Source organism: Cellulomonas sp. SG140 (assembly GCF_025770785.1).
Classification (GTDB): Bacteria; Actinomycetota; Actinomycetes; order Actinomycetales; family Cellulomonadaceae; genus Cellulomonas.
This window is the reverse complement of the sequence record NZ_JANZLA010000001.1, coordinates 656,992-680,985: the sequence shown is the minus strand read 5'-3', so window position 1 is coordinate 680,985 and position 23,994 is coordinate 656,992. Positions and strand designations below refer to the sequence as shown.

Annotated in this window: 22 protein-coding genes; 19 read left to right on the top strand and 3 right to left on the bottom strand. The window is 73.0% G+C overall.

The features are described from left to right. Window positions 1–90: 90 nt before the first annotated feature. From N0B34_RS03220 to N0B34_RS03145, 16 genes are all read left to right on the top strand, one after another. Complete coding sequence (locus N0B34_RS03220) at window positions 91–1,464, top strand: efflux RND transporter periplasmic adaptor subunit (protein ID WP_263729787.1); 1,374 nt, start codon at window positions 91–93, stop codon at window positions 1,462–1,464. Beyond that, on the top strand, window positions 1,457–2,323 hold the full coding sequence (locus tag N0B34_RS03215; protein ID WP_318529957.1) for an ABC transporter ATP-binding protein: 867 nt from the start codon (window positions 1,457–1,459) through the stop codon (window positions 2,321–2,323). The genes N0B34_RS03220 and N0B34_RS03215 overlap by 8 nt, the downstream gene beginning before the upstream one ends. Continuing rightward, window positions 2,320–3,552, top strand: a complete 1,233-nt coding sequence (locus N0B34_RS03210; protein ID WP_263729786.1) for an ABC transporter permease — start codon at window positions 2,320–2,322, stop codon at window positions 3,550–3,552. The genes N0B34_RS03215 and N0B34_RS03210 overlap by 4 nt, the downstream gene beginning before the upstream one ends. A 53-nt stretch (window positions 3,553–3,605) precedes the next feature. Next, window positions 3,606–4,544, top strand: coding sequence for a hypothetical protein (locus N0B34_RS03205; protein ID WP_263729784.1), 939 nt, complete (start codon window positions 3,606–3,608; stop codon window positions 4,542–4,544). Further along, entirely contained in the window at window positions 4,537–6,492 is a 1,956-nt protein-coding gene (locus tag N0B34_RS03200; RefSeq protein WP_263729783.1) for an efflux RND transporter periplasmic adaptor subunit, read from the top strand. Before N0B34_RS03205 ends, N0B34_RS03200 begins: the two co-directional genes overlap by 8 nt. A 181-nt stretch (window positions 6,493–6,673) precedes the next feature. Further along, window positions 6,674–7,546: a pyrroline-5-carboxylate reductase gene (proC, locus tag N0B34_RS03195; RefSeq protein ID WP_263729781.1), complete on the top strand. Its 873-nt coding sequence runs from the start codon at window positions 6,674–6,676 to the stop codon at window positions 7,544–7,546. An 11-nt stretch (window positions 7,547–7,557) separates the two neighbouring features. Continuing rightward, window positions 7,558–8,607, top strand: a complete 1,050-nt coding sequence (locus N0B34_RS03190) for a LacI family DNA-binding transcriptional regulator (protein WP_263729780.1) — start codon at window positions 7,558–7,560, stop codon at window positions 8,605–8,607. Between the two features lie 163 nt (window positions 8,608–8,770). Further along, window positions 8,771–10,423: a xylulokinase gene (locus N0B34_RS03185; RefSeq protein WP_263729779.1), complete on the top strand. Its 1,653-nt coding sequence runs from the start codon at window positions 8,771–8,773 to the stop codon at window positions 10,421–10,423. Between the two features lie 26 nt (window positions 10,424–10,449). Next, window positions 10,450–11,205, top strand: coding sequence for an L-ribulose-5-phosphate 4-epimerase (locus tag N0B34_RS03180; protein ID WP_263729778.1), 756 nt, complete (start codon window positions 10,450–10,452; stop codon window positions 11,203–11,205). Next, complete coding sequence (araA, locus tag N0B34_RS03175) at window positions 11,202–12,707, top strand: L-arabinose isomerase (RefSeq protein WP_263729777.1); 1,506 nt, start codon at window positions 11,202–11,204, stop codon at window positions 12,705–12,707. The genes N0B34_RS03180 and araA overlap by 4 nt, the downstream gene beginning before the upstream one ends. Window positions 12,708–12,878: 171 nt before the next feature. Then, window positions 12,879–14,030: a multiple monosaccharide ABC transporter substrate-binding protein gene (chvE, locus tag N0B34_RS03170; RefSeq protein ID WP_263729776.1), complete on the top strand. Its 1,152-nt coding sequence runs from the start codon at window positions 12,879–12,881 to the stop codon at window positions 14,028–14,030. A gap of 197 nt (window positions 14,031–14,227) precedes the next feature. After that, window positions 14,228–15,757, top strand: a complete 1,530-nt coding sequence (gene mmsA / locus N0B34_RS03165) for a multiple monosaccharide ABC transporter ATP-binding protein (protein WP_263729775.1) — start codon at window positions 14,228–14,230, stop codon at window positions 15,755–15,757. A 5-nt stretch (window positions 15,758–15,762) separates the two neighbouring features. Continuing rightward, entirely contained in the window at window positions 15,763–16,944 is a 1,182-nt protein-coding gene (gene mmsB, locus N0B34_RS03160) for a multiple monosaccharide ABC transporter permease (protein WP_263729774.1), read from the top strand. Between the two features lie 169 nt (window positions 16,945–17,113). Continuing rightward, complete coding sequence (locus tag N0B34_RS03155; RefSeq protein WP_263729773.1) at window positions 17,114–17,878, top strand: TetR/AcrR family transcriptional regulator; 765 nt, start codon at window positions 17,114–17,116, stop codon at window positions 17,876–17,878. Next, on the top strand, window positions 17,868–18,626 hold the full coding sequence (locus tag N0B34_RS03150) for an ABC transporter ATP-binding protein (protein WP_263729772.1): 759 nt from the start codon (window positions 17,868–17,870) through the stop codon (window positions 18,624–18,626). The genes N0B34_RS03155 and N0B34_RS03150 overlap by 11 nt, the downstream gene beginning before the upstream one ends. Beyond that, complete coding sequence (locus tag N0B34_RS03145) at window positions 18,623–19,354, top strand: ABC transporter permease (RefSeq protein WP_263729771.1); 732 nt, start codon at window positions 18,623–18,625, stop codon at window positions 19,352–19,354. The genes N0B34_RS03150 and N0B34_RS03145 overlap by 4 nt, the downstream gene beginning before the upstream one ends. Before the next feature lie 40 nt (window positions 19,355–19,394). On the opposite strand, the gene N0B34_RS03140 is transcribed toward N0B34_RS03145, so the two are convergent. Beyond that, window positions 19,395–20,249, bottom strand: coding sequence for a PPK2 family polyphosphate kinase (locus N0B34_RS03140; protein WP_263729770.1), 855 nt, complete (start codon window positions 20,247–20,249; stop codon window positions 19,395–19,397). 182 nt (window positions 20,250–20,431) lie between these two features. Between N0B34_RS03140 and N0B34_RS03135 the strand changes: the two genes are divergently transcribed. The 3 genes from N0B34_RS03135 (at window position 20,432) to N0B34_RS03125 (ending at window position 22,309) form a co-directional block, all read left to right on the top strand. Then, entirely contained in the window at window positions 20,432–21,631 is a 1,200-nt protein-coding gene (locus N0B34_RS03135; protein WP_263729769.1) for an acetoin utilization protein AcuC, read from the top strand. A 151-nt stretch (window positions 21,632–21,782) separates the two neighbouring features. Further along, entirely contained in the window at window positions 21,783–22,019 is a 237-nt protein-coding gene (locus N0B34_RS03130) for a helix-turn-helix domain-containing protein (RefSeq protein ID WP_263729768.1), read from the top strand. Between the two features lie 191 nt (window positions 22,020–22,210). Further along, on the top strand, window positions 22,211–22,309 hold the full coding sequence (locus tag N0B34_RS03125; RefSeq protein WP_003792170.1) for a 30S ribosomal protein bS22: 99 nt from the start codon (window positions 22,211–22,213) through the stop codon (window positions 22,307–22,309). Window positions 22,310–22,420: 111 nt separating this feature from the next. Here N0B34_RS03125 and N0B34_RS03120 read toward each other — a convergent pair whose 3' ends face one another. Both N0B34_RS03120 and N0B34_RS03115 read right to left on the bottom strand, forming a co-directional pair. Next, window positions 22,421–22,942 carry a GNAT family N-acetyltransferase gene (locus N0B34_RS03120; RefSeq protein ID WP_263729767.1) on the bottom strand — a complete coding sequence of 174 codons (522 nt, stop codon included), beginning with the start codon at window positions 22,940–22,942 and terminating at the stop codon, window positions 22,421–22,423. A gap of 101 nt (window positions 22,943–23,043) precedes the next feature. Continuing rightward, a complete protein-coding gene (locus N0B34_RS03115) occupies window positions 23,044–23,856 on the bottom strand; it encodes an HAD family hydrolase (protein ID WP_263729766.1) in 813 nt (270 codons plus the stop codon). Between the last annotated feature and the right edge of the window lie 138 nt (window positions 23,857–23,994).

The window sequence follows — 23,994 nt, the reverse complement described above, 5'->3', positions numbered from 1 at the left end:
TCACAGGCTCGTCACAGCCGGGATCGGCAGCGCGTCCAGCAGCCCTCCCTAACGTCGCTCGCGAACATCGGCACACGACGTGAGGACGACATGCGCAAGCGGTGGAGGTCGGCGCGCCCGGCTGGTCGGGTGATCGCGGTGGTGCTGCTGGCCGTGGTGCTGGCGGCCGCCGGCACGGGCATCTGGTGGTTCGCGGGACGCGACTCCGCCTCGGCCGCGACGACGGCGACGACCACCACGCGCGACGTGGCGGCCAGCCTCACCACGATGCAGAAGTCCGTGTCCGGCACCGGCACGCTGACCCCCAAGGTCAAGCAGGACGTCAGCTTCGCGGTGAGCGGCACGGTCACCGCGGTCGACGTGGCCGCCGGGGCGACGGTCACCGCGGGCCAGGCGCTGGCCACCGTCGACACGTTGCAGCTGAACGCCGACCTGCTCTCGGCCAAGGCGACGCTCGCCACCGACCAGGCCAAGCTGGCCGACCTCCAGGCGGCCTCCACCGGCACCGCCGCCCAGGTGGCGCAGATCGCCGCGGCGAGCGCCCAGGTGGCCGTCGCTCAGTCGCAGGTGGACAGCGCGACGACCGCGCTGAGCCAGGCGACGCTGACCGCGCCGGTCGCCGGGCTGGTGACCACCGTCAACGTGGTCGTCGGCCAGAAGGTGACCGGGTCGTCGACCACCACGAGCACCGGCACCAGCACCGCCGGCGGGTCGAGCGCCTCGGGATCGTCGGGCACGTCGCAGGGCGCGGGGGCGCAGGGCGGGACCGGGTCGGCCGGCGGCTCGTCGTCGTCCGCGTCCGCCGGCTCCTCGAGCGCGCAGTTCACCATCGTCGGCACGGACGCCTACCAGGTGTCGGTCGGGGTCAGCGACAGCGACATCGCCAAGGTGGCGGTCGGTGACCAGGTCGAGATGACGTCGACCAGCCTGTCCGGCACGGTGTTCGGCACGGTGTCGTCCATCGGCCTGCTGTCGACCTCCTCCGGCGTGGCGAGCTACCCGGTGGTGGTCGACGTCACCGGCGACGTCAGCAAGCTCCACGACGGCATCTCGGTGACCGCTGCGATCGTCTACGAGCGGCGCGCCGACGTGCTGGCCGTGCCCACGGCCGCCGTCACCACCGCCAACGGCAAGAGCACCGTGCAGAAGGTCGACGCCGAGGGCGCGGTGCAGACGGTCGAGGTGCAGGTCGGCGAGACGTCCGGGCAGCTGACCGAGATCACGTCCGGCCTGGCCGAGGGCGACCTGGTGCGCGAGGTCACGTACACCCGCAGCGCGACGGGCTCCGGCACGGGCGGCCAGCGTGGGTACGGCGGCTTCGGCGGCAACGGCGGCACCAGGGGCTACGGCAACGGCGGCACGGGTCAGTTCCCGGGCGGCTTCCCCGGTCAAGGGGGTCAGGGCGCGCAGTCGGGCCAGGGTGGCCAGCAGGCGGGCACGACGGGGAGCCGGTCGAATGGCTGACGGCGGCGCGCGGCGCGACGGCACGGCGCTCGAGGACCTGCTGGACGGCTCGGGGGGTGCCGCGCACCCCATCGGTGCCCCCACGGCGCTGCAGGACCACCCGTCCCAGCAGCCCGCCACCCCGGTGATCGAGCTGCTCCGCGTGAGCAAGACGTACACGACCGGCAGCATCACGTTCGAGGCGCTGCGCGGCGTCGACCTGCGGATCGACCAGGGCGAGTACGTGGCGATCATGGGGCCGTCCGGCTCCGGCAAGTCGACGCTGATGAACATCCTCGGCTGCCTGGACGTGCTGACCACGGGCACGTACCGGCTGGCGGGTGAGGACGTGTCCGAGCTGGACGAGGTGGACCTGGCCCACATCCGCAACCGGCGCATCGGGTTCGTGTTCCAGCAGTTCAACCTGCTGCCGGCACTGTCCGCGTGGCGCAACGTCGAGCTGCCGCTCGTCTACGCCGGCGTCCCGTCGGCCGAGCGCAAGGCCCGCGCGATGGACGCGCTGAGCCGCGTCGGCCTCGCGGACCGGACCGCCAACCGGCCCGGCGAGCTGTCCGGCGGTCAGCAGCAGCGGGTCGCGGTGGCGCGGGCCCTGGTCAGCGACCCGGACCTGATCCTCGCCGACGAGCCGACGGGCAACCTCGACTCCCACTCCACGGCGGACGTGCTCGCCCTGTTCGACGAGCTGCACGAGGCGGGCCGGACGGTGGTGCTCATCACGCACGAGCTCGAGGTGGCCGAGCGGGCCCGTCGCATGGTGCGCGTCCGGGACGGCCTGGTGCTGTCCGACACCGACCCCGACGAGCACCTGGGCGCCCACGCGGACGCCGCCGGCCGGCCGCAGGACGGGGGCCGGCGATGACCTGGACCCAGACCCTGCACACCGCCTGGTCGGCGGTGCGCTCGCACGGCCTGCGCTCGACCCTGACCATCCTCGGCATCCTCATCGGCATCGCCGCGGTGATCCTGACCGTCGGGCTCGGGCTCGGCTCGCAGAAGGACGTGTCCGCGCGGATCAACTCGCTCGGCTCCAACCTGCTGATCGTCACCCCGGGCAGCACCACCAGCGCCACCGGAATCCGCGGCGGCTTCGGCTCCAACACGACCCTCAAGCGGTCCGACGCGGTGGCCCTGACGTCCAAGCAGGACGCGCCGGACATCGCAGCCGTCGCGCCGGAGAAGTCCACGCAGCTGTCGCTGGTCAACGGCACCACCAACTGGACCACCACCGTCACCGGCACCACGGCGTCGTGGCTCGGCGTCCGGGCGCGGCAGCTGTCCGCCGGGCAGTTCGTCACCGACGCGCAGGACGCCGCGCGCGCCGACGTGGTGGTCCTCGGCGCGGACACCGCCACGCAGCTGTACGGCACCACCAACGCCGTGGGCCGCACGGTGACCATGAACAACGTCGAGTTCACGGTGATCGGCGTGCTGTCGAAGGCCGGTTCCAGCAGCAGCACCAGCCTCGACGACATGGCCGTCGTGCCCCTGTCCACCGCCGCCGAGCAGCTGGTGGGCGGCAGCACCCGCGACGCCGTCAACCGCATCTACATCGAGGCGGCCTCCGCCGGCCAGCTGTCCGGCGCCTCGCAGGAGGCGACGCAGCTGCTGCTCAACCTGCACTCGATCACCAGCGCGTCCAACGCCGACTTCACGGTGTCGTCGCAGGAGTCGCTGGTGTCGACGGCCACCGCGGTCGCCCGCACGCTGACCGTGCTGCTGACCGGCATCGCAGCGCTGTCCCTGCTGGTCGGCGGCATCGGCGTGATGAACATCATGCTGGTGTCGGTCACCGAGCGGACGCGCGAGATCGGCCTGCGCAAGGCGCTCGGCGCCCCGCCGTGGGCCATCCGGCGGCAGTTCCTGGTCGAGGCGTCGATCCTCGGCCTGGCCGGAGGGCTGCTCGGCTGCCTGCTCGGCGTGGTGTCGGCCAACACGCTGCCGAAGCTGCTGAACAGCACCATCGTCGTGTCCGGCGTCGCGGTCGCCGGCTCGGTGGTGATCGCCGTTGCCATCGGTCTCGTCTTCGGGGTGTACCCCGCCACGCGGGCCGCCCGGCTCGCCCCCATCGACGCGCTGCGGTCGGAGTGATCCGCATGCGCCGCGCCCGTACCAGCACCACCCACACGTCGAGGAGCACCGCCATGTCGTCGTCCCGTCCCACGGCCGCCCGGCTGCACCACGCCTGGGCCCTTCCGCTCGGCGCCGTCGTGGTCCTCGCCCTCGCCGCCTGCGGCGGCGGTGCCGGCACCACCAAGGCGCAGGCCGCCGCTCCGGCCGCCTCGGCCTCCGCCGGCACGCGACCCGGGTCCGGCACCGCCCAGCAGGACCGCGGCGGCGTGCGCGGCACCATCGCGGCCGTCACCGGCCAGCTGATGCAGCTGCAGGACACCTCGAGCCAGACCGCGGTCGCGTGGACGGCCAGCACCACCATCACCGCGCAGGTCGCCGGCACCCTGGCCGACGTCAAGCCCGGGGTGTGCGTGCTCGCCGTCACGGCGCCCAGCGGCAGCTCGTCGACCACCTCGGCGTCCGGCGCCGCGACGTCCGTCGCCATCAGCCAGCCGGTGAACGGTGCCTGCACGGCCGGCTTCGGCGCCGGGACGCCCGGCACCCGTGGCGCGCCGGGCGGCGGCATGCCCAGCGGCGCACCTGCCGGTGGACAGCGCTACGGCACCCGGCCGAGCGGCGCGCCGACAGGCGGTGCGGGTGGGTTCGTGCGGCCGGTGGACGGCCTGGTCACGGCCGTGTCCGGGGACACGATCACGGTGCAGACGACCACCGGCACCGGGGGCACGGCCACCAGCGGAACAGCCACCACCGGGACTGCCACCGTCACGGTCGACTCCGCGACCATGTTCCGCACCACCAAGGCGGCGGACGGGTCGGCCATCGTCGTCGGCCAGTGCGCCACGGCCCGCGGCCAGGCGGACAGCTCCGGCAAGGTGACGGCGACCAGCATCGTCGTGTCGCCGCCGACCAACGGCACGTGCGTCACCGCCAACCGCGGGTTCGGCGGCAACCGCTCCGGTCAGGGCCAGACCGGCCAGCAGGGCGCTCCGGCGGCGGGCACCAATGCCTGAGCCCGTCGTCAGGCGCCGGCGCCGGTCCCGCGGGCGCCGGGTCGCCGCGCTGGCCGCGGCCGGTGCCGTGGTGCTGACGCTCGCCGGCGGGGGGGTGGCCCTCGCGATGTCGCGGCAGCAGGACACCCGGTACACCACCGCGACCGCCAGCATGGGTTCGGTGACGCAGACGGTCTCCGCCGTCGGGACGGTCTCCTCGGCCACGCGGCGCGACGTCGCCTTCCCGGTCGCCGGGACGGTCGCGTCCGTCGCCGTGACGGTCGGGCAGACGGTGACCGCCGGTCAGACGCTGGCCACCCTCGACCCGACCTCGCTGCAGAACGCGGTGAACTCGGCGACGACCACCCTCCAGACGGCCCAGCAGCAGCTCCAGACGGACCTCGACTCGCAGACGAGCGCCGCGACCTCCACCACGTCCGGCGCGTCGACCGCCTCGTCCGCGGCGGCGACCACGTCGAGCGCCGGCGCGTCCGGCGCCTCCGCCGGTTCCTCGAACGGCGCCCCGGGCGCAGGCTCGGCGGCCTCCGGCTCTGCCGTCGCCCCGGCGCTCGCGGCCGTGCAGCAGGCGCAGCAGGCGCTGCTCAAGGCGTACGACGCGGCCGATGCCGCCCTGGCGACCAGCACCACCGCGCTGCAGGACGCCCAGACGGCCTGCGCCCCGGTCACGCCGACCCCCACCGCCACACCGACGGCCACGCCCACCCCCACGCCGAGCCCGTCGGGCTCGGCCACGCCGACGCCGACGCCGACGCCGTCCGCATCGGCCAGCGCGACGCCCACGCCGACGCCGACGCCCACCGCGTCGGCCACGCCGACGCCGAGCCCGTCGGCCACCACCACGTCGGCGATCACGGGCACCGGCTCCCCGACCGCGGCCCAGCTCCAGGCCTGCCAGAAGGCGCTCGTCGCCGCCGGTACCGCCCAGACCGCGACGGGCGCCGCCCAGACCTCGGTCAACACGACGGCAGCTGCCCTGGACAAGGCGGTCGCCGCGCTGCAGAAGGCGGTGGCCTCCACCGGGTCCACCGGGTCCTCGAGCGGCTCCGGTGCCTCGACCGGCTCCGGCGCCTCGACCGGCACCGTCCGCAGCGGTGCATCGACCACGTCCGGCGCCTCGTCGACCTCGTCGGCGCCCCGGACCGGCTCCTCGACCGGCACGGCGACCGCCGGCGGCACCGGCACCACGGTCCCGAGCGCCGCGGACATCCTGTCCGACCGCGCCGCCATCGACTCGGCACAGGCCAAGGTCGACATAGCCACCCAGAACCTGTCCCTGACGACGCTGACGTCCCCGATCGCCGGCACGGTGGCAGCCGTCTCGCTGTCCGTCGGCAGCAGCGTCGGGGCGCAGTCGACGTCGGCGGTCGTCACGGTGGTCGGCACCGACGGCTACGTGGTGAGCACCACCGTCCCGCTCGGCTCGATCGACGCGGTCAAGGTCGGCCAGAAGGTGGCCATCACGGTGCCGTCCACCACGGCGACCCTCGCCGGCACGGTGAGCAGCATCGGCGTGCTGGACGTCTCGTCCACCTCGACGCCGTCCTACGCCGTGACCGTCGCGGTCACGCCCACCACCGAGAAGCTGTACGGCGGCTCGTCCGCGCAGCTGGTGATCACCGTGGCCGGCACGGGCCAGGTGCTGACCGTCCCGACCTCGGCCGTGCACGTCGAGGGCCAGACGGCGACCGTCGAGGTGCTGGAGAACGGCACCGCCAAGGACGTGCCGGTGCAGCGCGGTGCGGTCGGCTCCGAGCTGACCCAGATCACCTCCGGGCTGACCGAGGGTCAGAAGGTGGTGCTCGCGGACCTCTCGGTCCCGATGGTGAGCAGCACCCGCTCCTCGTCGTCCACCGGGCTGCTGTCGGGGGGCAACGGCGGCGCCAACCGCCAGTTCGGCGGCGGCACGTTCAACGGCCCGCCTGCCGGCGGTGCAGTGCCGGGCAGGTGATCCGGGTGGGCCCCGTCCACGGGCCCACCCTGCCCGACGACGCGGCGGACTTGTCGGCGCCGTCGTCGTCCCGGTGCCGGCCGCGCGCTCCCCTGACGCGCGGTCGGCACCGACCATCGGCGGGCCCAACTAGGCTCGGCGCGGACGGCCGGAGCACCCGGCCGCGACGGGGGAGGCCGGCATGACCGAGGGGTCCGGGACCGACCGGGCGGACGACGAGCGGGCGCAGCGCGCCCACGTGCTGGTCGTCGGCGGCGGCGTGATGGGCGGCACGCTGGTCGAGGCGCTGCTCGCGGCGGGCTGGTCCCCGCGCGACGTCGAGGTGGCGGAGCGGGACGTCGCCCGTGCGGAGGACCTGCGCCGCCGGCTCGGCGTCCTCACCGCGGCCTCCACGGAGCACGCGGCCGCCCGTGCCGACGTCGTCCTGGTCGCGGTCAAGCCCGACGTGGTCGGGGACGTGCTGACCGCGGTCGGCCCCGCGCTGCGCGGCGGCGCCCCCGTGATCAGCGTCGCCGCCGGTGTGCCGCTCGCGTTCTACGAGCAGCGGCTGCCCGCCGGCACCCCGGTGATCCGCGTGATGCCCAACACGCCGGCCGTGGTCGGCAAGGGTGCCGCGGCGCTCGCCGCCGGTTCGGCGGCCACCGAGCGGCACCTGGCGCTCGCCGAGACGATCCTGCGTCCCACCGGCCTGGTGGTGCGGGTGCCCGAGAAGCAGCTCGACGCGGTCACGGCGATCTCCGGCTCCGGCCCGGCGTACGCGTTCTACCTGATCGACGCGATGGCGGAGGCCGGTGTGCTGCTCGGTCTGCCCCGTGACCTGGCGACCCGCCTCGCGGTCGCGACCGTCGAGGGGTCCGCCGCGCTCGCGGCGCAGAGCGGCGACCACCCGGTGGTGCTGCGCGAGCGCGTCTCGTCGCCGGGCGGCACCACCGTCGCTGCCGTCGCCCAGCTGGACGCCCACGGGGTGCGTGCCGGTGTGGTGGCGGCGGCCCGGGCGGCGTACGAGCGCTCCCGCGAGCTGGGCTCGGCCCAGTCCGCGTCGCCGCGGCACTGACGGCGCGCGCCGTGCCGAACGTCCCCGCTGTGCCGACGTCCCGCGCCGCCACGCCGCGCCCGCCCGCGATGAGCGACGTGGCCGCCGTCGCCGGGGTCTCCCACCAGACCGTCTCGCGCGTGCTCAACGACCACCCGAGCGTCCGGCCGGAGACGCGCGCCCGGGTGCTGGCCGCCATCGCCGAGCTCGGCTACCGCCGCAACAGCGCCGCCCGCGCGCTGGTCACCCGGCGCACCGGTGTCCTGGGCGTCGTCGCGCCCGCCAGCACGCTGTTCGGCCCCACGAGCACGCTGGTCGGCCTGCAGGAGTCCGCCCGCCTGGTCGGTGCGGTGGTCGCCGTGGCGATGCTGCGGAGCTTCGACGCCGACTCGATGCACCAGGCGGTCGAGCAGTTCCTCACCCAGGGTGTCGAGGGCCTCGCCGTGATCGCCCCGACCGTCGAGGTGATGGGCGTGCTGGAGCAGGCGCCGACCTCGCTGCCGGTGGTGATCGTGTCCTCCGGGGACCTCGGCACGGAGGCGGAGCACCTGCACCAGGTGTCCGTCGACCAGCGGGGCGGTGGGCGGCTCGCCACGTCGCACCTGCTGGCGCAGGGGTACGGCGAGGTGGCGCACGTCGCCGGCCCGCAGGACTGGTTCGACGCCCGCGAGCGGCTCGCCGGGTGGCAGGAGGCGTGCCGCGCGGTGGGCGTCGAGCCGCCCGCGCCGATCGAGGCCGGATGGTCCGCGGCCGAGGGCGCTGCGGTCGGGCGACGGTTGATCAGGGAGGGGCTGCCGCGCGCGGTGTTCGCCGCGAACGACCAGCTCGCCTTCGGCCTGCTGCACGCCTTCTGGGAGGCCGGCGTGCGGGTGCCCCAGGACGTGGCGGTGGCGGGGTTCGACGACGAGGCGACCGCCGCCTATGCGATCCCGGCGCTGACCACCGTCCGGCAGGACCTGGCGGCGCTCGGCGCCCGGGCGGTCCGCGTGCTGATGGGAGCGACGGCGGGCAGCCCTCCGACCGTGGGCATCATCCCCGCGCACCTCGTCGTACGCGCGTCGTCGCTGCGTCCGCGCGCATGAGCAGCGGGTGCGCGGTGCCGCACCCACCGACCTGAGGTCCTCGGTCTCGCCACGTCGCCCGCGCACCTGCGCCCGTCGGCGAAACCCCTGCTCACCAGGCAGCTTGGCACCGGGGCATGTGAGCGCTAACATCCTCCACGACCGATCGTGAAGGAGCTGACCAATGGTGGTCGTGCCCAGTGCCGCCCGTGCCCACGGAGCAGGCGACGAGACCGACGTGACGCGAGCCGCACGGGATGCCGTCACCTCCGGCAGCACCTGTCTGGGCATCGAGCTCGGCTCCACGCGCATCAAGGCGTGCCTGATCGGTCCCGACCACACGCCGATCGCCAACGGCAGCCACGACTGGGAGAACCAGCTGGTCGACGGCGTGTGGACGTACTCGCTCGAGGACGTCTGGGCCGGCCTGCAGGCGGCGGTGGCGGACCTGTTCGCGGACGTGCAGCGCCAGTACGGCGTGCGCCCGACGACGTTCGGGGCCATCGGCGTCTCCGCGATGATGCACGGCTACCTGGCGTTCGACTCCGAGGACCGGCTGCTGGTGCCGTTCCGCACGTGGCGCAACACGTCGACCGGCCGCGCCGCGGCCGAGCTGACCGAGCTGCTGGGCCACAACATCCCGCTGCGCTGGTCGATCGCCCACCTGTACCAGGCGGTGCTCGACGACGAGCCCCACGTCCCCGACGTCCGCTTCGTCACCACCCTCGCCGGCTACGTGCACTGGCAGCTGACCGGCCGCCGCGTGCTCGGCGTCGGCGACGCCTCCGGCATGTTCCCCATCGACCCGGCCACCCGCGGCTACGACAAGGAGATGCTGGCGGCGGTCGACGGGCTGCTCGCCAGCCACCGGCGGCTCGGACCCGGCCTCGTCCTCGACGCCCTGCTGCCGCAGGTGCTGTGCGCCGGCGAGGAGGCCGGCAACCTGACCCCGGAGGGTGCCGCGCTGCTCGACCCGACCGGCAGCCTGCGCGCGGGCATCCCGCTGTGCCCGCCGGAGGGCGACGCCGGCACCGGGATGGTCGCCACCAGCTCGGTCGCGCCGCGCACCGGCAACGTCAGCGCCGGCACCTCGATCTTCGCGATGGTGGTGCTCGAGCGGCCGCTCGCGCACGTGCACCACGAGCTCGACGTGGTCACCACGCCCGCCGGCGACCCGGTGGCGATGGTGCACTGCAACAACGGCGCGAGCGAGCTGGACGCGTGGGTGGGCCTGTTCCGGGAGTTCGCGCTGCGCTCGGGCCACGGGTCCTCGTCCGACGAGGTGTTCGGCACCCTGTTCCGCGCCGCGCTCGAGGGCGAGGCGGACGGCGGCGGCCTGCTCGCCTACAACTACCTGGCCGGCGAGCCGGTCACCGGGCTGGAGTCCGGCCGGCCGCTCGTCGTGCGCACCCCGGGCAGCAGCCTGACGCTGCCGACGTTCATGCGCGCCAGCATCTACGGCGCCTTCGCCACGCTCAGCCTCGGCATGCGCGTGCTGGCGGCCGAGGGCGTCGGCCTCGACGCGATGTTCGCCCACGGGGGCGTGTTCCGCACCGCGGGCGTCGCCCAGCGGTTCCTCGCCGCGGCGATCGGCGCGCCGGTCGCCGTTGGTCGCACCGCCGGTGAGGGCGGCGCCTGGGGGATCGCCGTGCTGGCCGCCTACCTGACCTCCGGCGCGGAGCAGGACCTCGGCGAGTACCTGCGCACCCGCGTGTTCGCCGGTGCGGACCTCGACGTCGTCGAGCCGGACGCGGCCGACGTGGCCGGGTTCGCCGCCTACCTCGACCGCTACCAGGCCGGGCTCGCCGTCGAGCGCGCCGCGACGCTGGCCCTCTGACCCCCACCACCCAGGAGCCGTCACCGATGACCGTCCGACCCCTGTCCGACCACTCGGCCGCCGTGCGCGCCGAGGTCGAGCGCACCCGTGAGGTGGTCGCCCGGCTGCACGCCGAGCTGCCGCGCTGGGAGCTGGTCGTGTGGACCGCGGGCAACGTCTCGCAGCGCGTCCCGGTGGAGGACGGCGAGGACCTGCTGGTGATCAAGCCCTCGGGCGTGACGTACGACGAGCTGACGCCGGAGTCGATGGTCGTCTGCGACCTGGACGGCAACCTCGTCGACGGCACCCGCAGCCCCTCGTCGGACACCGCGGCGCACGCCTACGTGTACCGGCACATGCCGAACGTCGGCGGCGTGGTGCACACGCACTCGACCTACGCGACGGCGTGGGCGGCCCGCGGCGAGGCGGTGCCGTGCGTGCTGACGATGATGGCCGACGAGTTCGGCGGCCCCATCCCGGTCGGCCCGTTCGCCCTGATCGGCGACGACTCGATCGGCCGCGGCATCGTCGACACGCTGTCCGGCTCCCGGAGCCGCGCGGTGCTGATGCAGAACCACGGGCCCTTCACCATCGGTCGCGACGCCAAGGACGCCGTCAAGGCGGCCGTCATGGTCGAGGAGGTCGCCCGCACGGTGCACCTGTCCCGCCAGCTGGGCGAGCTGATCCCGATCGACCAGCGCCACATCGACGCGCTGTACGCCCGCTACCAGAACGTCTACGGCCAGGGCGACAGCGCCCCGGTCTCCACCGGTTCCGCACTCGACGAGGAGTCCCGAGCATGAGCAAGCCGTACGCCGACCGCGAGGTCTGGTTCCTGACCGGGAGCCAGGGCCTGTACGGCGAGGAGACGCTGCGCCAGGTGGCGGAGCAGTCGCAGGAGGTCGCCCGGACCCTCGACGCGAGCGACGACGTGCCCGCGAAGATCGTCTGGAAGCCGGTGCTCACCGACTCCGCCGCGATCCGCCGGGCGATGCTCGACGCGAACAGCCGCGACGACGTCCTCGGGGTCATCACCTGGATGCACACCTTCTCCCCGGCCAAGATGTGGATCGCCGGCCTGGACGTGCTGAGCAAGCCCCTGCTGCACCTGCACACCCAGGCCAACGTCGAGCTGCCGTGGGACGGCATCGACTTCGACTTCATGAACCTCAACCAGGCCGCGCACGGCGACCGCGAGTACGGCTACGCGCTGGCCCGCCTCGGCGTGGCCCGCACCACCGTCGTCGGGCACGCCTCGAACCCGGCCGTCACCGCGCGCGTCGGCACCTGGGTGCGCGGTGCCGCGGGCTGGGCCGCCACGCACGAGCTGCGCCTGGCGCGCTTCGGCGACAACATGCGCAACGTCGCCGTCACCGAGGGCGACAAGACCGAGGCGGAGCACGTCTTCGGTGTCAGCGTGAACACGTGGGGCGTGAACGACCTGGTCGCCGCGGTCGACGCGGTCGAGGACGCGACGGTCGACTCCCTGGTCGCGGAGTACGAGGACCTGTACGACGTGGTCCCGGAGCTGCGCAAGGGCGGCGAGCGGCACGAGTCGCTGCGCTACGCGGCGCGCCAGGAGGCGGCGCTCGAGGCGTTCCTCGGCGAGCTCGGCGCCAAGGCGTTCACGACGAACTTCGAGGACCTCGGCGCGCTGCGCCAGCTCCCGGGCATCGCCGTGCAGCGCCTCATGGCCAAGGGCTACGGCTTCGGTGCCGAGGGCGACTGGAAGACGGCCGTCCTGGTCCGGGCCGCCAAGGTGATGGGCGCCGGCCTGCCCGGTGGTGCGTCGCTGATGGAGGACTACACCTACGACCTGACGCCGGGCGACGAGCGCATCCTCGGTGCGCACATGCTCGAGATCTGCCCGTCGCTGACCACCTCGACGCCGAAGGTCGAGATCCACCCGCTCGGCATCGGCGGCAAGGAGGACCCGGTCCGCATGGTGTTCGACGCCGACCCCGGCGTCGGCGTCGTGGTGTCGCTGGCGGACATGCGGGACCGGTTCCGGCTGACCGCCAACGTCGTCGACCTGGTGGAGCACCCGGCGCTGCCGAACCTGCCGGTCGCCCGGGCGGTCTGGCAGCCGCGCCCCGACTTCACCACGTCGGCGGAGGCCTGGCTGACCGCCGGCGGGGCGCACCACACGGTCCTGTCCACGGCCGCCGGTGTCGACGCGTTCGAGGTGTTCGCGACCATCGCGCGCACCGAGCTGCTCGTCATCGACGAGGCCACCACGGCCCGCGGGTTCCGCGACCAGGTGCGCTTCAACGCCGCGTATTACCGCCTGGCGCAGCGAATCTAGCTGTTACCCAAATGTGACTCCACGGCCTTGGGAAAACGCAGATGTGAGCGCTAACCTGGACCATGAGAACACGTGACGCCGGAGGTTTACCTTCGTCCGTCTGAGCTCCACTGACGCAGTACCCGCGGTCATATCGTCGTATGGCCGTGAATCTCAACGAGGAGATCATCGATGCACCTCAAGCGCATCGCTGCCATTGCGGCAGCATTCACCCTGTCCCTGACGATGGCCGCGTGCAGCGGCGGCGGCGCGGGCTCCACCTCCGGTTCCACCTCCGGCAGCACCGCCGCCGCCGGCGGCGCCGCCACCAAGGGCGACCTGATCGGCGTCGCGATGCCGACCAAGTCCTCCGAGCGCTGGATCAACGACGGCAACAACGTCAAGAGCCAGCTCGAGGCCCTGGGCTACAAGGTCGACCTGCAGTACGCCGAGGACGACATCCCGACCCAGGTGAACCAGATCGACACGATGATCACCAAGGGCGCGAAGGTCCTGATCATCGCCTCGATCGACGGCACGGCCCTCACCAGCCAGCTCGAGCAGGCCCACTCCAACGGCATCAAGGTCATCGCGTACGACCGCCTGATCCGCAACTCGGCGAACGTGGACTACTACACGACGTTCGACAACTTCAAGGTCGGCGTGCAGCAGGCCACCTCGCTGCTGACCGGTCTGGGCATCCTCGACGCGAGCGGCAAGGACACCGGCAAGACCGGCCCGCTCAACATCGAGCTCTTCGCCGGCTCGCCGGACGACAACAACGCGACGTTCTTCTACAACGGCGCGATGAGCATCCTCAAGCCGTACATCGACAAGAAGGTCCTGGTCGTCAAGTCCGGCCAGACCGACTTCAAGACCATCGCCACGCTGCGGTGGGACCCGGCCACGGCGCAGTCCCGCATGGAGAACCTGCTGACGTCCACCTACGCGGACGGCTCCAAGGTCGCCGGCGTGCTGTCCCCGTACGACGGTCTGTCGATCGGCATCCTCGGCGCCCTCAAGGGCGTCGGCTACGGCACGGCCTCCCAGCCGTACCCGGTCGTGACCGGCCAGGACGCCGAGGCGGCCTCGGTCAAGTCGATCATCAAGGGCGAGCAGTACTCGACCATCTACAAGGACACCCGTGAGCTGGCCAAGGTCACGGTTGCCATGACCGACGCGATCCTCAAGGGTCAGGAGCCGAAGGTCACCGACACCAAGACCTACGACAACGGCGTCAAGGTGGTCCCGTCCTACCTGCTCGAGTCGCAGATCATCACGAAGGACAACTACAAGAAGGTCCTCGTCGACGGTGGCTACTACACCGAGGCGCAGCTGAGCTGACGTCCCGCCACGATCAGCAGCGCGGCGCCCCCCCCGGCCATACGGCGGGGCGCCGCCCCGAGACAGCAGAATAGGTTGGGCACATAAATTACTACAACCTCCCGGCGGCCCCGCGCGCCCGCCCCCCCCCCCGGGGCGCCCCCCCCGGGCTCTTTCGGGGGGGCCCCCGCCCCGAGACAGCAGGATCGGTTGGGCACATGAGTGACGACATCCTCCAGATGCGTGGCATCACCAAGACGTTCCCCGGAGTCAAGGCGCTCCAGGACGTGAACCTCACGGTCGCGCGGGCCGAGATCCACGCGATCTGCGGAGAGAACGGCGCCGGCAAGTCGACGCTGATGAAGGTGCTCTCGGGCGTCTACCCGTACGGGGACTACGAGGGCGAGATCTACTTCGACGGCGAGCTGTGCCAGTTCAACAGCATCCGCGCGAGCGAGCAGCGCGGGATCGTCATCATCCACCAGGAGCTCGCGCTCAACCCGCTGCTGTCGATCGCGGAGAACATCTTCGTCGGCAACGAGCTGTCGCAGCGTGGCTTCATCGACTGGAACAAGACGAACGCCGAGGCCGCGCGCCTCATGGCGCGCGTCGGGCTGACCGAGAACCCGACCACCCGCATCGCGGACATCGGGGTCGGCAAGCAGCAGCTGGTGGAGATCGCCAAGGCGCTCTCCAAGGAGGTCAAGCTCCTCATCCTGGACGAGCCCACGTCGGCGCTGAACGATGCGGACTCCGAGCACCTGCTCAACCTGCTCCGGCAGCTCAAGGAGCAGGGCATCACCTCGATCATGATCTCCCACAAGCTGAACGAGATCGCCGAGATCGCCGACTCCACCACCGTCATCCGGGACGGGCGGACCATCGAGACGCTCGACATGAAGCGCGACGAGGTCACGGAGGACCGGATCATCCGCGGCATGGTCGGTCGCGACCTCGAGCACCGGTTCCCGGAGCACACGCCGAGCGTGGGCGAGGAGATCTTCCGGATCGAGGACTGGACCGTGCACCACCCGATCCAGCACGAGCGGGTCGTGGTGGACCACGCCTCCCTGAACGTGCGGCGCGGCGAGATCGTCGGCCTCGCGGGTCTGATGGGCGCCGGCCGCACCGAGCTGGCCATGAGCGTGTTCGGCCGGGCCTACGGCGCCGACATCTCGGGCCGGGTGATCAAGGACGGCAAGGAGGTGCGCCTGCACAGCGTGCCGGACGCGATCGCCGCCGGCATCGCGTACGCCACGGAGGACCGCAAGCGCTACGGCCTCAACCTGATCGAGACGATCAAGCAGAACATCTCGGTCGCCGCCCTCGGCAAGGTGTCCCGCCGCGGCTGGGTCAACGACAACGAGGAGACCAAGGTCGCGCAGGACTCCCGGGTCTCGATGAACATCAAGGCCCCGTCGGTCCTGGCGCTCGCCGGCAAGCTCTCCGGCGGCAACCAGCAGAAGGTCGTGCTGAGCAAGTGGATCTTCGCCGACCCTGACGTGCTGATCCTCGACGAGCCCACCCGCGGCATCGACGTGGGCGCCAAGTACGAGATCTACACGATCATCAATCGCCTCGCGGACGCCGGGAAGGCGGTGCTGTTCATCTCCTCCGAGCTGCCCGAGCTCCTCGGCATGTGCGATCGCATCTATGCGATGAGCGCCGGCCGGATCACCGGTGTGGTGCCGCGCGAGCAGGCGACCCAGGAATCCCTCATGCAGCTCATGACCAAGGTAAAGGACTGACGCCGATGGGCGCGCTCGCCGGGGTGAAGGACGCCTTCACCAAGAACTTCCGCCAGAGCGGGATCTACCTCGCATTCGTTGCGATCATCATCCTGTTCTACTTCCTGACGGACGGCGTTCTGCTGACGCCGCAGAACGTCACGAACATCGTCGTCCAGAACTCGTACATCCTGATCCTGGCCATCGGCATGGTCATCGTGATCATCGCCGGCCACATCGACCTGTCGGTCGGGTCGGTGGTGGCGTTCACCGGTGCCGTCGCCGGAGTGGTCACCGTCCGGCACGGCCTGCCGTGGTGGATCGGCGTGGTCGCCGCCCTGCTGGTGGGCGCCGCGGTCGGCGCGTGGCAGGGGTACTGGGTGGCGTTCGTCGGCATCCCGGCGTTCATCGTCACGCTGGCCGGCATGCTCCTGTTCCGCGGCGCCACGATGGTGACGCTGGGCAACACCCAGATCTCGCCGTTCCCGGACGACTTCCGCAACATCGCGTCCGGCTACCTCAACGGGGTGCTGGGCGGCAACGGGTACGACGCGTTCACCCTGCTTCTCGGTGCCCTCGGCGTGATCGGCTACGCCTTCAGCCAGTGGCGCAAGCGGCGTGCGCGCATCGCCTACCAGCAGGACGTCGAGTCGATGCCGCTGTTCATCGGCCAGATCGTCATCATGGGCGCGGTCGTCATGGCGTTCGCGTGGGAGCTGGCCAACTACAAGGGCCTGCCGATCGTGCTGATCATCCTGGCGGCGCTGATCCTCGTGTACGCGGCCGTCACCAAGAACAGCGTCTTCGGCCGCCACGTGTTCATGATCGGCGGCAACCTGAACGCGGCCACCCTGTCCGGCATCAAGGTCAAGTGGGTCAACTTCTGGATCTTCGTCAACATGGGCGTGCTGTCCGCGCTCGCCGGCCTGGTGTTCACGGCCCGCCTGAACCTGGCCAACCCGAAGGCCGGTACCGGCTTCGAGCTGGACGCCATCGCAGCCGCGTTCATCGGCGGTGCGGCGGTCACCGGCGGTGTCGGCACCGTGGTCGGCACCATCGCCGGTGGCCTGATCATCGGTGTGATGAACAACGGCATGTCGATCATGGGCGTGGGCATCGACTACCAGCAGGCCATCAAGGGCCTGGTGCTGCTGATGGCCGTCGCGTTCGACGTGTACAACAAGCGGCGGGCCGGCGTCAGCCGCTGACCTGCACGGCTTCACCGCCGGGCACAGCCCGCCCGGCGCCGACCACCCCCCCACCCGCCCCTCGGGGGGCGGGTCGTCGGCCGTCCCCCGCCCGCCCGGCGCCCACGACCCGCCCTCCGCCCCTTCGGTGGGTTGGTCGTCGGCCGTCCCCAGTCCCTACGCTGGGGCCGTGGCGGGACGAGCGCGGGCGGCCGACGGTGCCGCGGGCGCGGTCGGGGGCGGCGAGGACCAGGCCAGGCCGCGCGGCCGCCGGCCCGCAGGCTCGGACACCCGGGGCGACATCGTCGCCGCGGCCCGGGCGGAGCTGGCGCAGCGCGGGTACGACGGCGCCTCGGTCCGGTCGGTGGCGCGCCGCGCCGGGGTGGACCCCGCGCTGGTGCGGCACTACTTCGAGGACAAGGCCGAGCTGTTCGCCGCCGCGATGGTGCCGACGGGGGTCGAGCCGGCGCAGGTGGTCGGCCGGCTGCTGGAGGGCGGGCTCGACGGGCTCGGGGAACGGCTGGCCCGGGCGGTGCTCGAGGTGTGGGAGGACGAGCACGGCGAGCGGTTCCGGGTCCTGTTCGGTGCCTTGGGCTCCAGCGAGCCGCACGTGCAGGCGATGGCGCAGTTCCTCGGCCGGCAGGTGTTCGCGCGCGTCGTGGCCGTGCTGCCGACGCCGGACGCGGACCTGCGGATGGCGCTCGCAGCCTCCCACGTGGTCGGCGTGCTCATCGCTCGCCACGTGCTGCAGCTGCCCGAGATCGCCGGGATGGGCACCGACCGGCTGGCGGCGCTCGTCGGGCCGGCGCTGCAGGGCTACCTGACCGGGCCCCTCACCGGCCCCCTCACCGGCCCCCTCACCGGCCCCCTCGGTGATGTCCGGTCACCCGATCGGCCCAGGGCGCCCCTTGCAGGCGTGGACGCGGAGGAGGACTATTCCTCACATGAGGAATAACGGGAACGGCGGCGGACGGTCCGTCGCCGTCGAGGTGCGCGGGCTCCGGGTGGTCCGGGGCGGCAACGTGGTGCTCGACGGCCTGGACCTCACCGTCCCGGCCGGTGAGGTGGTCGGCCTGCTCGGGCCCAGCGGCAGCGGCAAGACGACGCTGATGCGCTCGATCGTCGGCGCGCAGGTGGTGGCCGGCGGGACGGTGACGGTGCTCGGGCGGCCGGCCGGGTCGCCGGCGCTGCGCCGCGAGGTCGCCTACGTCACGCAGGCGCCGAGCGTGTACGCCGACCTGACGGTGGGGGAGAACCTGCGCTACGCCGGTGCGCTGCTCGGCGCCCCGGCGACGGACCCGGCACGGGTGCTCGACGAGGTGGGGCTGACGGGGTTCGACCGCCGCCTGACCGGCACGCTGTCCGGCGGCGAGCTGTCCCGGGTCTCCCTGGCCGTCGCCCTGCTCAACACCCCGGCGCTGCTGGTGCTCGACGAGCCGACGGTCGGCCTCGACCCCGTGCTGCGGCGCGACCTGTGGACGCTGTTCGGCCGGCTCCGCGACGCGGGTCGCTCCCTGCTGGTGTCGAGCCACGTGATGGACGAGGCGGCCCGCTGCGACCGGTTGGTGCTGATGCGCAACGGTGCCGTGCTGGCGGACGGCACGCTGGCCGAGCTGCTCGCGGCGACCGGCGCGTCGGACGCCGAGGGCGCCTTCCTGACCCTCGTCGACCGGGCGTCCGGGAAGGGACCGGTGGCGGCATGAGCCCCCGGCTGACGGCCGCGACGACGGGCCGTGTGCTCAACCAGCTGCGCCACGACCCGCGGACGATCGCGCTGATCCTGGTGCTGCCCTGCCTGCTGCTCGGGCTGATCGCCTGGATGTTCCACGGCACCGACGTGATCGACCGGTTCGGGCCGATGCTGGTGGGCCTGTTCCCGCTGATCGTGATGTTCCTGGTCACGTCCGTGGCGACGCTGCGCGAGCGCACCTCGGGCACCCTCGAGCGGCTGATGACCCTGCCGATCGGGCGCGGGGACTTCGTCATCGGCTACGCGATCGCGTTCGCGGTGCTGGCGCTGGTGCAGTCGCTGGTGGTGACCGGGTTCGCCGTCTGGGTCTGCGGGATGGACGTCAAGGGTCCGTTCCTGCTGATGGTGCTGGTCGCGGTGCTCGACGCGGTGCTGGGCTGCGCCCTCGGGCTGGCCGCCTCGGCGGTGGCCCGCACCGAGTTCCAGGCCGTCCAGCTGATGCCGGCGATCATCTTCCCGCAGCTGATCACGGCCGGGCTCCTGATGCCGCGCGGCCAGATGCCGACGGCGCTGGAGTGGCTGTCCCGCGTGCTGCCGCTGACCTACGGCGTCGAGGCGATGCAGCGCATCGCCTTCGGCGACGGGTGGTCGAAGGTGAGCGGCGACGTGGGGGTGATCGCCCTGTTCATCGTCGGCTCGCTGCTGCTGGGCATCAGCACGCTGCGTCGGCGCACCGCCTGAGCGCCCGCCGGACGACGCGTCGTCGGCCCGACGGCTCGGCCTAGCGGGTCGCCTCGAGCCGGGCGAGCTGCTCCGCCACGTCGTAGTCCGCAGACGGCCAGTGCAGGTCCAGGTCCTCGAGCGCGTCCAGCACCAGCTGCGAGACGGCCAGCCGGGCGAACCACTTGCGGTCCGCCGGCACGACGTGCCACGGGCAGTCCGGGGTCGACGTCCGGTCGAACACCACCTGGTAGGCCTCCTGGTAGTCGTCCCAGCGCGCGCGGGTGTCCACGTCGCCCGGGTTGAACTTCCAGTGCTTGTCCGAGCGCTCCAGGCGCTCGTGCAGCCGCCGGTACTGCTCCCGGCGGGAGATCATCAGCGCCACCTTGATCACGCGGGTGCCGGCCTTGGCGAGCCCGGCCTCGAAGTCCACGATCTCGTCGTACCGCTTGTCGATCTCGTCCCGCGGCGCGAGCTCGTTCACCCGCGCGACCAGCACGTCCTCGTAGTGCGACCGGTCGAACACGCCGATCCTCCCGGCCGGCGGCAGGGCGCGACGGATCCGCCACAGGTAGTCGTGCCGGCGCTCCTCGGCCGTCGGGACGCCGAACGAGTGCAGCGCGACGCCCTGCGGGTCCACCATCCCCATCACGTGCCGCACGATCCCGCCCTTGCCGGCGGTGTCCAGGCCCTGCAGCACCAGCAGGATCGAGCGGCTCCCGCCCGTGCGCCCCTCGGCGAACAGGCGCTCCTGCAGGTCGGACATCCGCTCTCCGATGGCGCGCGTGACCGCGGCGCCGGTCCTCTTGCCGTCGCCGAACCCGGGTGTGCCGCGCGTGTCGAGGTCCGCCAGCCGGAACCCCGGGTGCACCGCCAGGGCCTCCGCCGCCTTGGTCGACCAGCCGTCCGCCACCATCGCCGTCCCCTTCCGTGTCCTCTGCCGCGCGGGCCCCGGCCGTCGCGGTGGTGCCGCGCGTGCCGCGGACCGTCGTCACGTGGCACGGATCCTCGTCCCGCGCCGCCTCCGGCGCGACCGGTCCGGCCCGGTCGCGTGGACGCTGGATCGACACCGGCGCCCCGCGGTGCGACCGTGAACCCATGACCTCGCTGTCCCGCACCACGACGGTCGCTCGGGTGGTGTGGTCAACCGAGCTGCTGGCGTACGACTTCGGCCCCGGCCACCCGATGACCAGCGAGCGGATCGACCTGACCATCGCGCTCGCGGCCGGCCTGGGCCTGCTCGACCAGCCGGACGTCGAGGTGGTCGGTGCCGAGCCGGCCTCCGACGCGCTGCTGACCACCGTGCACGAGCCGGCCTACGTCGCCGCGGTGCACGCCGCCGCCGAGCAGGGTCTGCCGGACCTCGCGCGGGGTCTCGGGACGTCCGACGACCCGATCTTCCCGCTGATGCACACGGCCGCCGCGAGCGTGGTCACCGGGTCGGTCGACGCCGCGCTGGCGCTGTGGACGGGCGACGTGCAGCACGCGGTCAACGTCGGGGGCGGCCTGCACCACGCGATGCCGGGCGCCGCCTCCGGGTTCTGCGTGTACAACGACGCCGCGCTGGCGATCCGGGCGCTGCTGGACGCGGGCGCCGAACGGGTGGCGTACGTCGACATCGACGCGCACCACGGGGACGGCGTGCAGGCCGCCTTCTGGGACGACCCGCGGGTGCTGACGATCTCGCTGCACGAGACCGGCCACGCCCTGTTCCCGGGCACCGGGTGGGCGAGCGAGATCGGCGGGCCCCACGCGCTCGGCACGGCCGTCAACGTCGCGCTGCCCTCCCGGACGGGCGACGCGGGCTGGCTGCGGGCGATCGACGCGGTGGTGCCGCCGGTGGTCCGGGAGTTCGCGCCGGACGTGCTGGTGACCCAGCACGGGTGCGACACGCACGTCTCCGACCCGCTGACCACCCTGCGCACGTCGGTGGACGGTCAGCGACGTGCGGCGGAGCTGCTGCACGACCTGGCGCACGAGCTGGTGGACGGCCGCTGGCTCGCGCTGGGCGGTGGGGGCTACGCGATGGCCGACGTGGTGCCGCGGGTCTGGTCCCACCTGATCGCCACGGCGACGCACCGGTCGGTGCCTCCGGACACCCCGCTGCCCGAGGACTGGGTGACCATCGTGGAGGCCCGGTACGGACCGCTGTCGACCCACCGGATGACCGACGGTCAGCCCGCGACCTTCCGCCCGTGGTCGGCCGGCTACGACCCCGCGGACGACGTCGACAGGGCGATCCGGGCGACGCGAGCGGAGGTGTTCCCGCACCTCGGGCTGGACGTCGAGTACGCATGAATTCCGTCACACCGGACCCTTCGGTCACCCCTTTCCCACGCGTCCCACCAGCCACTACGCTGTGCGCCGAGCACCCGGCGTCGTCGGGCTCGTCCCGCGGCGACACCCGGCCGCGACCGTTCCCCGGGCGCGCGCCCGAGAGAGAGCTGACATGAGCGAGCAGTCCGGCCGGGTGCGGTTCCTCACGGTGCTCGAGGTCGCCGAGGTCATGCGGGTGTCGAAGATGACGGTGTACCGCCTGCTGCACTCGGGCGAGCTGCCCGGGGTGCGCGTCGGACGCTCCTTCCGCGTGCCGCAGGACGCGCTGGACGCCTACCTCCGCTCGTCCGCCACGGCGTTCGTCGACGACGAGGGCTCGGCCCGGCGCGAGGAGCGCCGCACCTCCTGAACAGCCCGCTGCCGGGTCGACAGGGCCTGCTGGCAGGCCCCGACCGCGCGTCGCGCTGCCCCGTGCCGAGGGCGTAAGGTAGGCGACCGGACTTTCCTGCGTGGGCGCCTCGGTTGATCCAGTGCGTCCGTCCCGCGCCGATCGACCAAACCGAGGCCCCGTGCGGGCCGACCGAAGCGAGTGAGGACCACATGGGCTCCGTCATCAAGAAGCGCCGCAAGCGGATGGCCAAGAAGAAGCACCGCAAGCTGCTGCGCAAGACGCGCCACCAGCGTCGCAACAAGAAGTGACCGCCGCGCCGCCCGTCCGGGTGGCGCCGCACCCGACAGGCCCGGTCTCGCGACCGGGCCTTCGTCGTTCCTGCCGCTAGAGGGCCCTGCCGCTCGAGGTCGTTCCTGCTGCTAGAGCGGGCGCTCCAGCACGTAGTCGTCCTCGACCCGGCTGCCGACCCGGAAGTGCTTGGTGCCGACCACGGCGAACCCGTGCCGGGCGTAGAACCGCTGGGCCCGCCCGTTGAGCTGGTTCACGCCGAGCCACACGCCGGCCGCGCCGGTGCCGCAGGCCGCCTCGAGGGTCGCGGCCATCAGCCGGCTCGACACCCCGGAGCCGTGGTGGTCGGGGTGCACGTAGCACTTCGACAGCTCGACGGTGGGGGAGAGGGTCAGCGCGGCGAGCACGTCCGGGTCGGCCGGGGTCGCCTGCACCAGCATCGTGTAGCCCAGCAGGGGGCCGGTGGCGTCGTCGGCCACCAGCAGCAGCCGTGAGGGGTCGGCGGCGTAGCCGGCGAAGCGCTCGGCGGACAGGTGCTGCGCGAGGAACGCCTGCTGGTCGGCGGCGGTGGAGCCGGGCGGGCACGCCAGCGGGAACGTCACCGCCGCGAGCTCGGCGAGCGCGCCGGCGTCCTCGACCTGCGCGGTGCGCACGCGAACGGGTCTCCCCTGCGAGGGCTGCCCGTCCCGCCGGGCGCCGCGGGCCTCCTCGCCGAGCGGTCCCCGCCCGGTCCGCGCGGCCGGCTGCTGCGCGCTCACGGCCGGTCCGCCAGGGACCGACGGACGGCTCGCGCGACCAGCCCGGCGACCCACGCCAGCCCGGCGAGGCTGGCGGCGTTGATGCTGCGGCGCGTGGCCCGGCGACGGGCGCGGAACTCGCGCACCGGCCAGCCGACGTCCGCGGCGTGCCGGCGCAGCCGGCGGTCCGGGTTGATGGCGAACGGATGGCCCACCAGCGACAGGATCGGTACGTCGTGCGCCGAGTCCCCGTAGGCGAACGACGACGCGAGGTCGATGCCCTCCCGCTCGGCGAGGGCTCGCACGGCGGCCGCCTTCGCCTCGCCGTGCAGCAGGTCGCCCACCAGCCGGCCCGTGTAGAAGCCGTCGCGGTGCTCGGCGACCGTGCCCAGCGCCCCGGTCGCGTCGAGGCGGCGGGCGATCAGCTCACCGACCTCGACGGGGGTGGCCGTCACCAGCCAGACGGCGTGCCCGGCCGCGACGTGCTCGTCGAGCAGCCGTCGCGTGCCGGGGTAGATGCGCAGGGTGAGCACCTCGTCGTAGACGTCCTCGGCGATCACCGCGACCTCGGCGACCGAGTGCCCCCGCATGATCGCCAGCGCCTCGGAGCGCAGCTCGTCGATCTGCTGCTTGTTCTCGCCGAACACGAGGTAGCGCGCCTGGTGCAGCGCGAACCGGACGATGTCGAACCGCCGGAAGAACCCGCGCCGGTACAGGCCGACGGCGAGGTGGAAGGCGCTCGCCCCCCGGATGATCGTGTTGTCGACGTCGAAGAACGCCCCGATGCACCCGTGCGGCGGCGCACCGGGGCCCACGACGGCCTCTCGCACCGCTGCGCGTCCCGCCCTCTCGTCGTCCTCCGGGACGGCCGGCGCGGGGACCCCGGGGGCGGCACCGGGGCCGCCGGATGCACCGCGACCCGGAGCGGGGCGGCGATCACCCGAACGAGTGACGGGCGTGCGACCCTC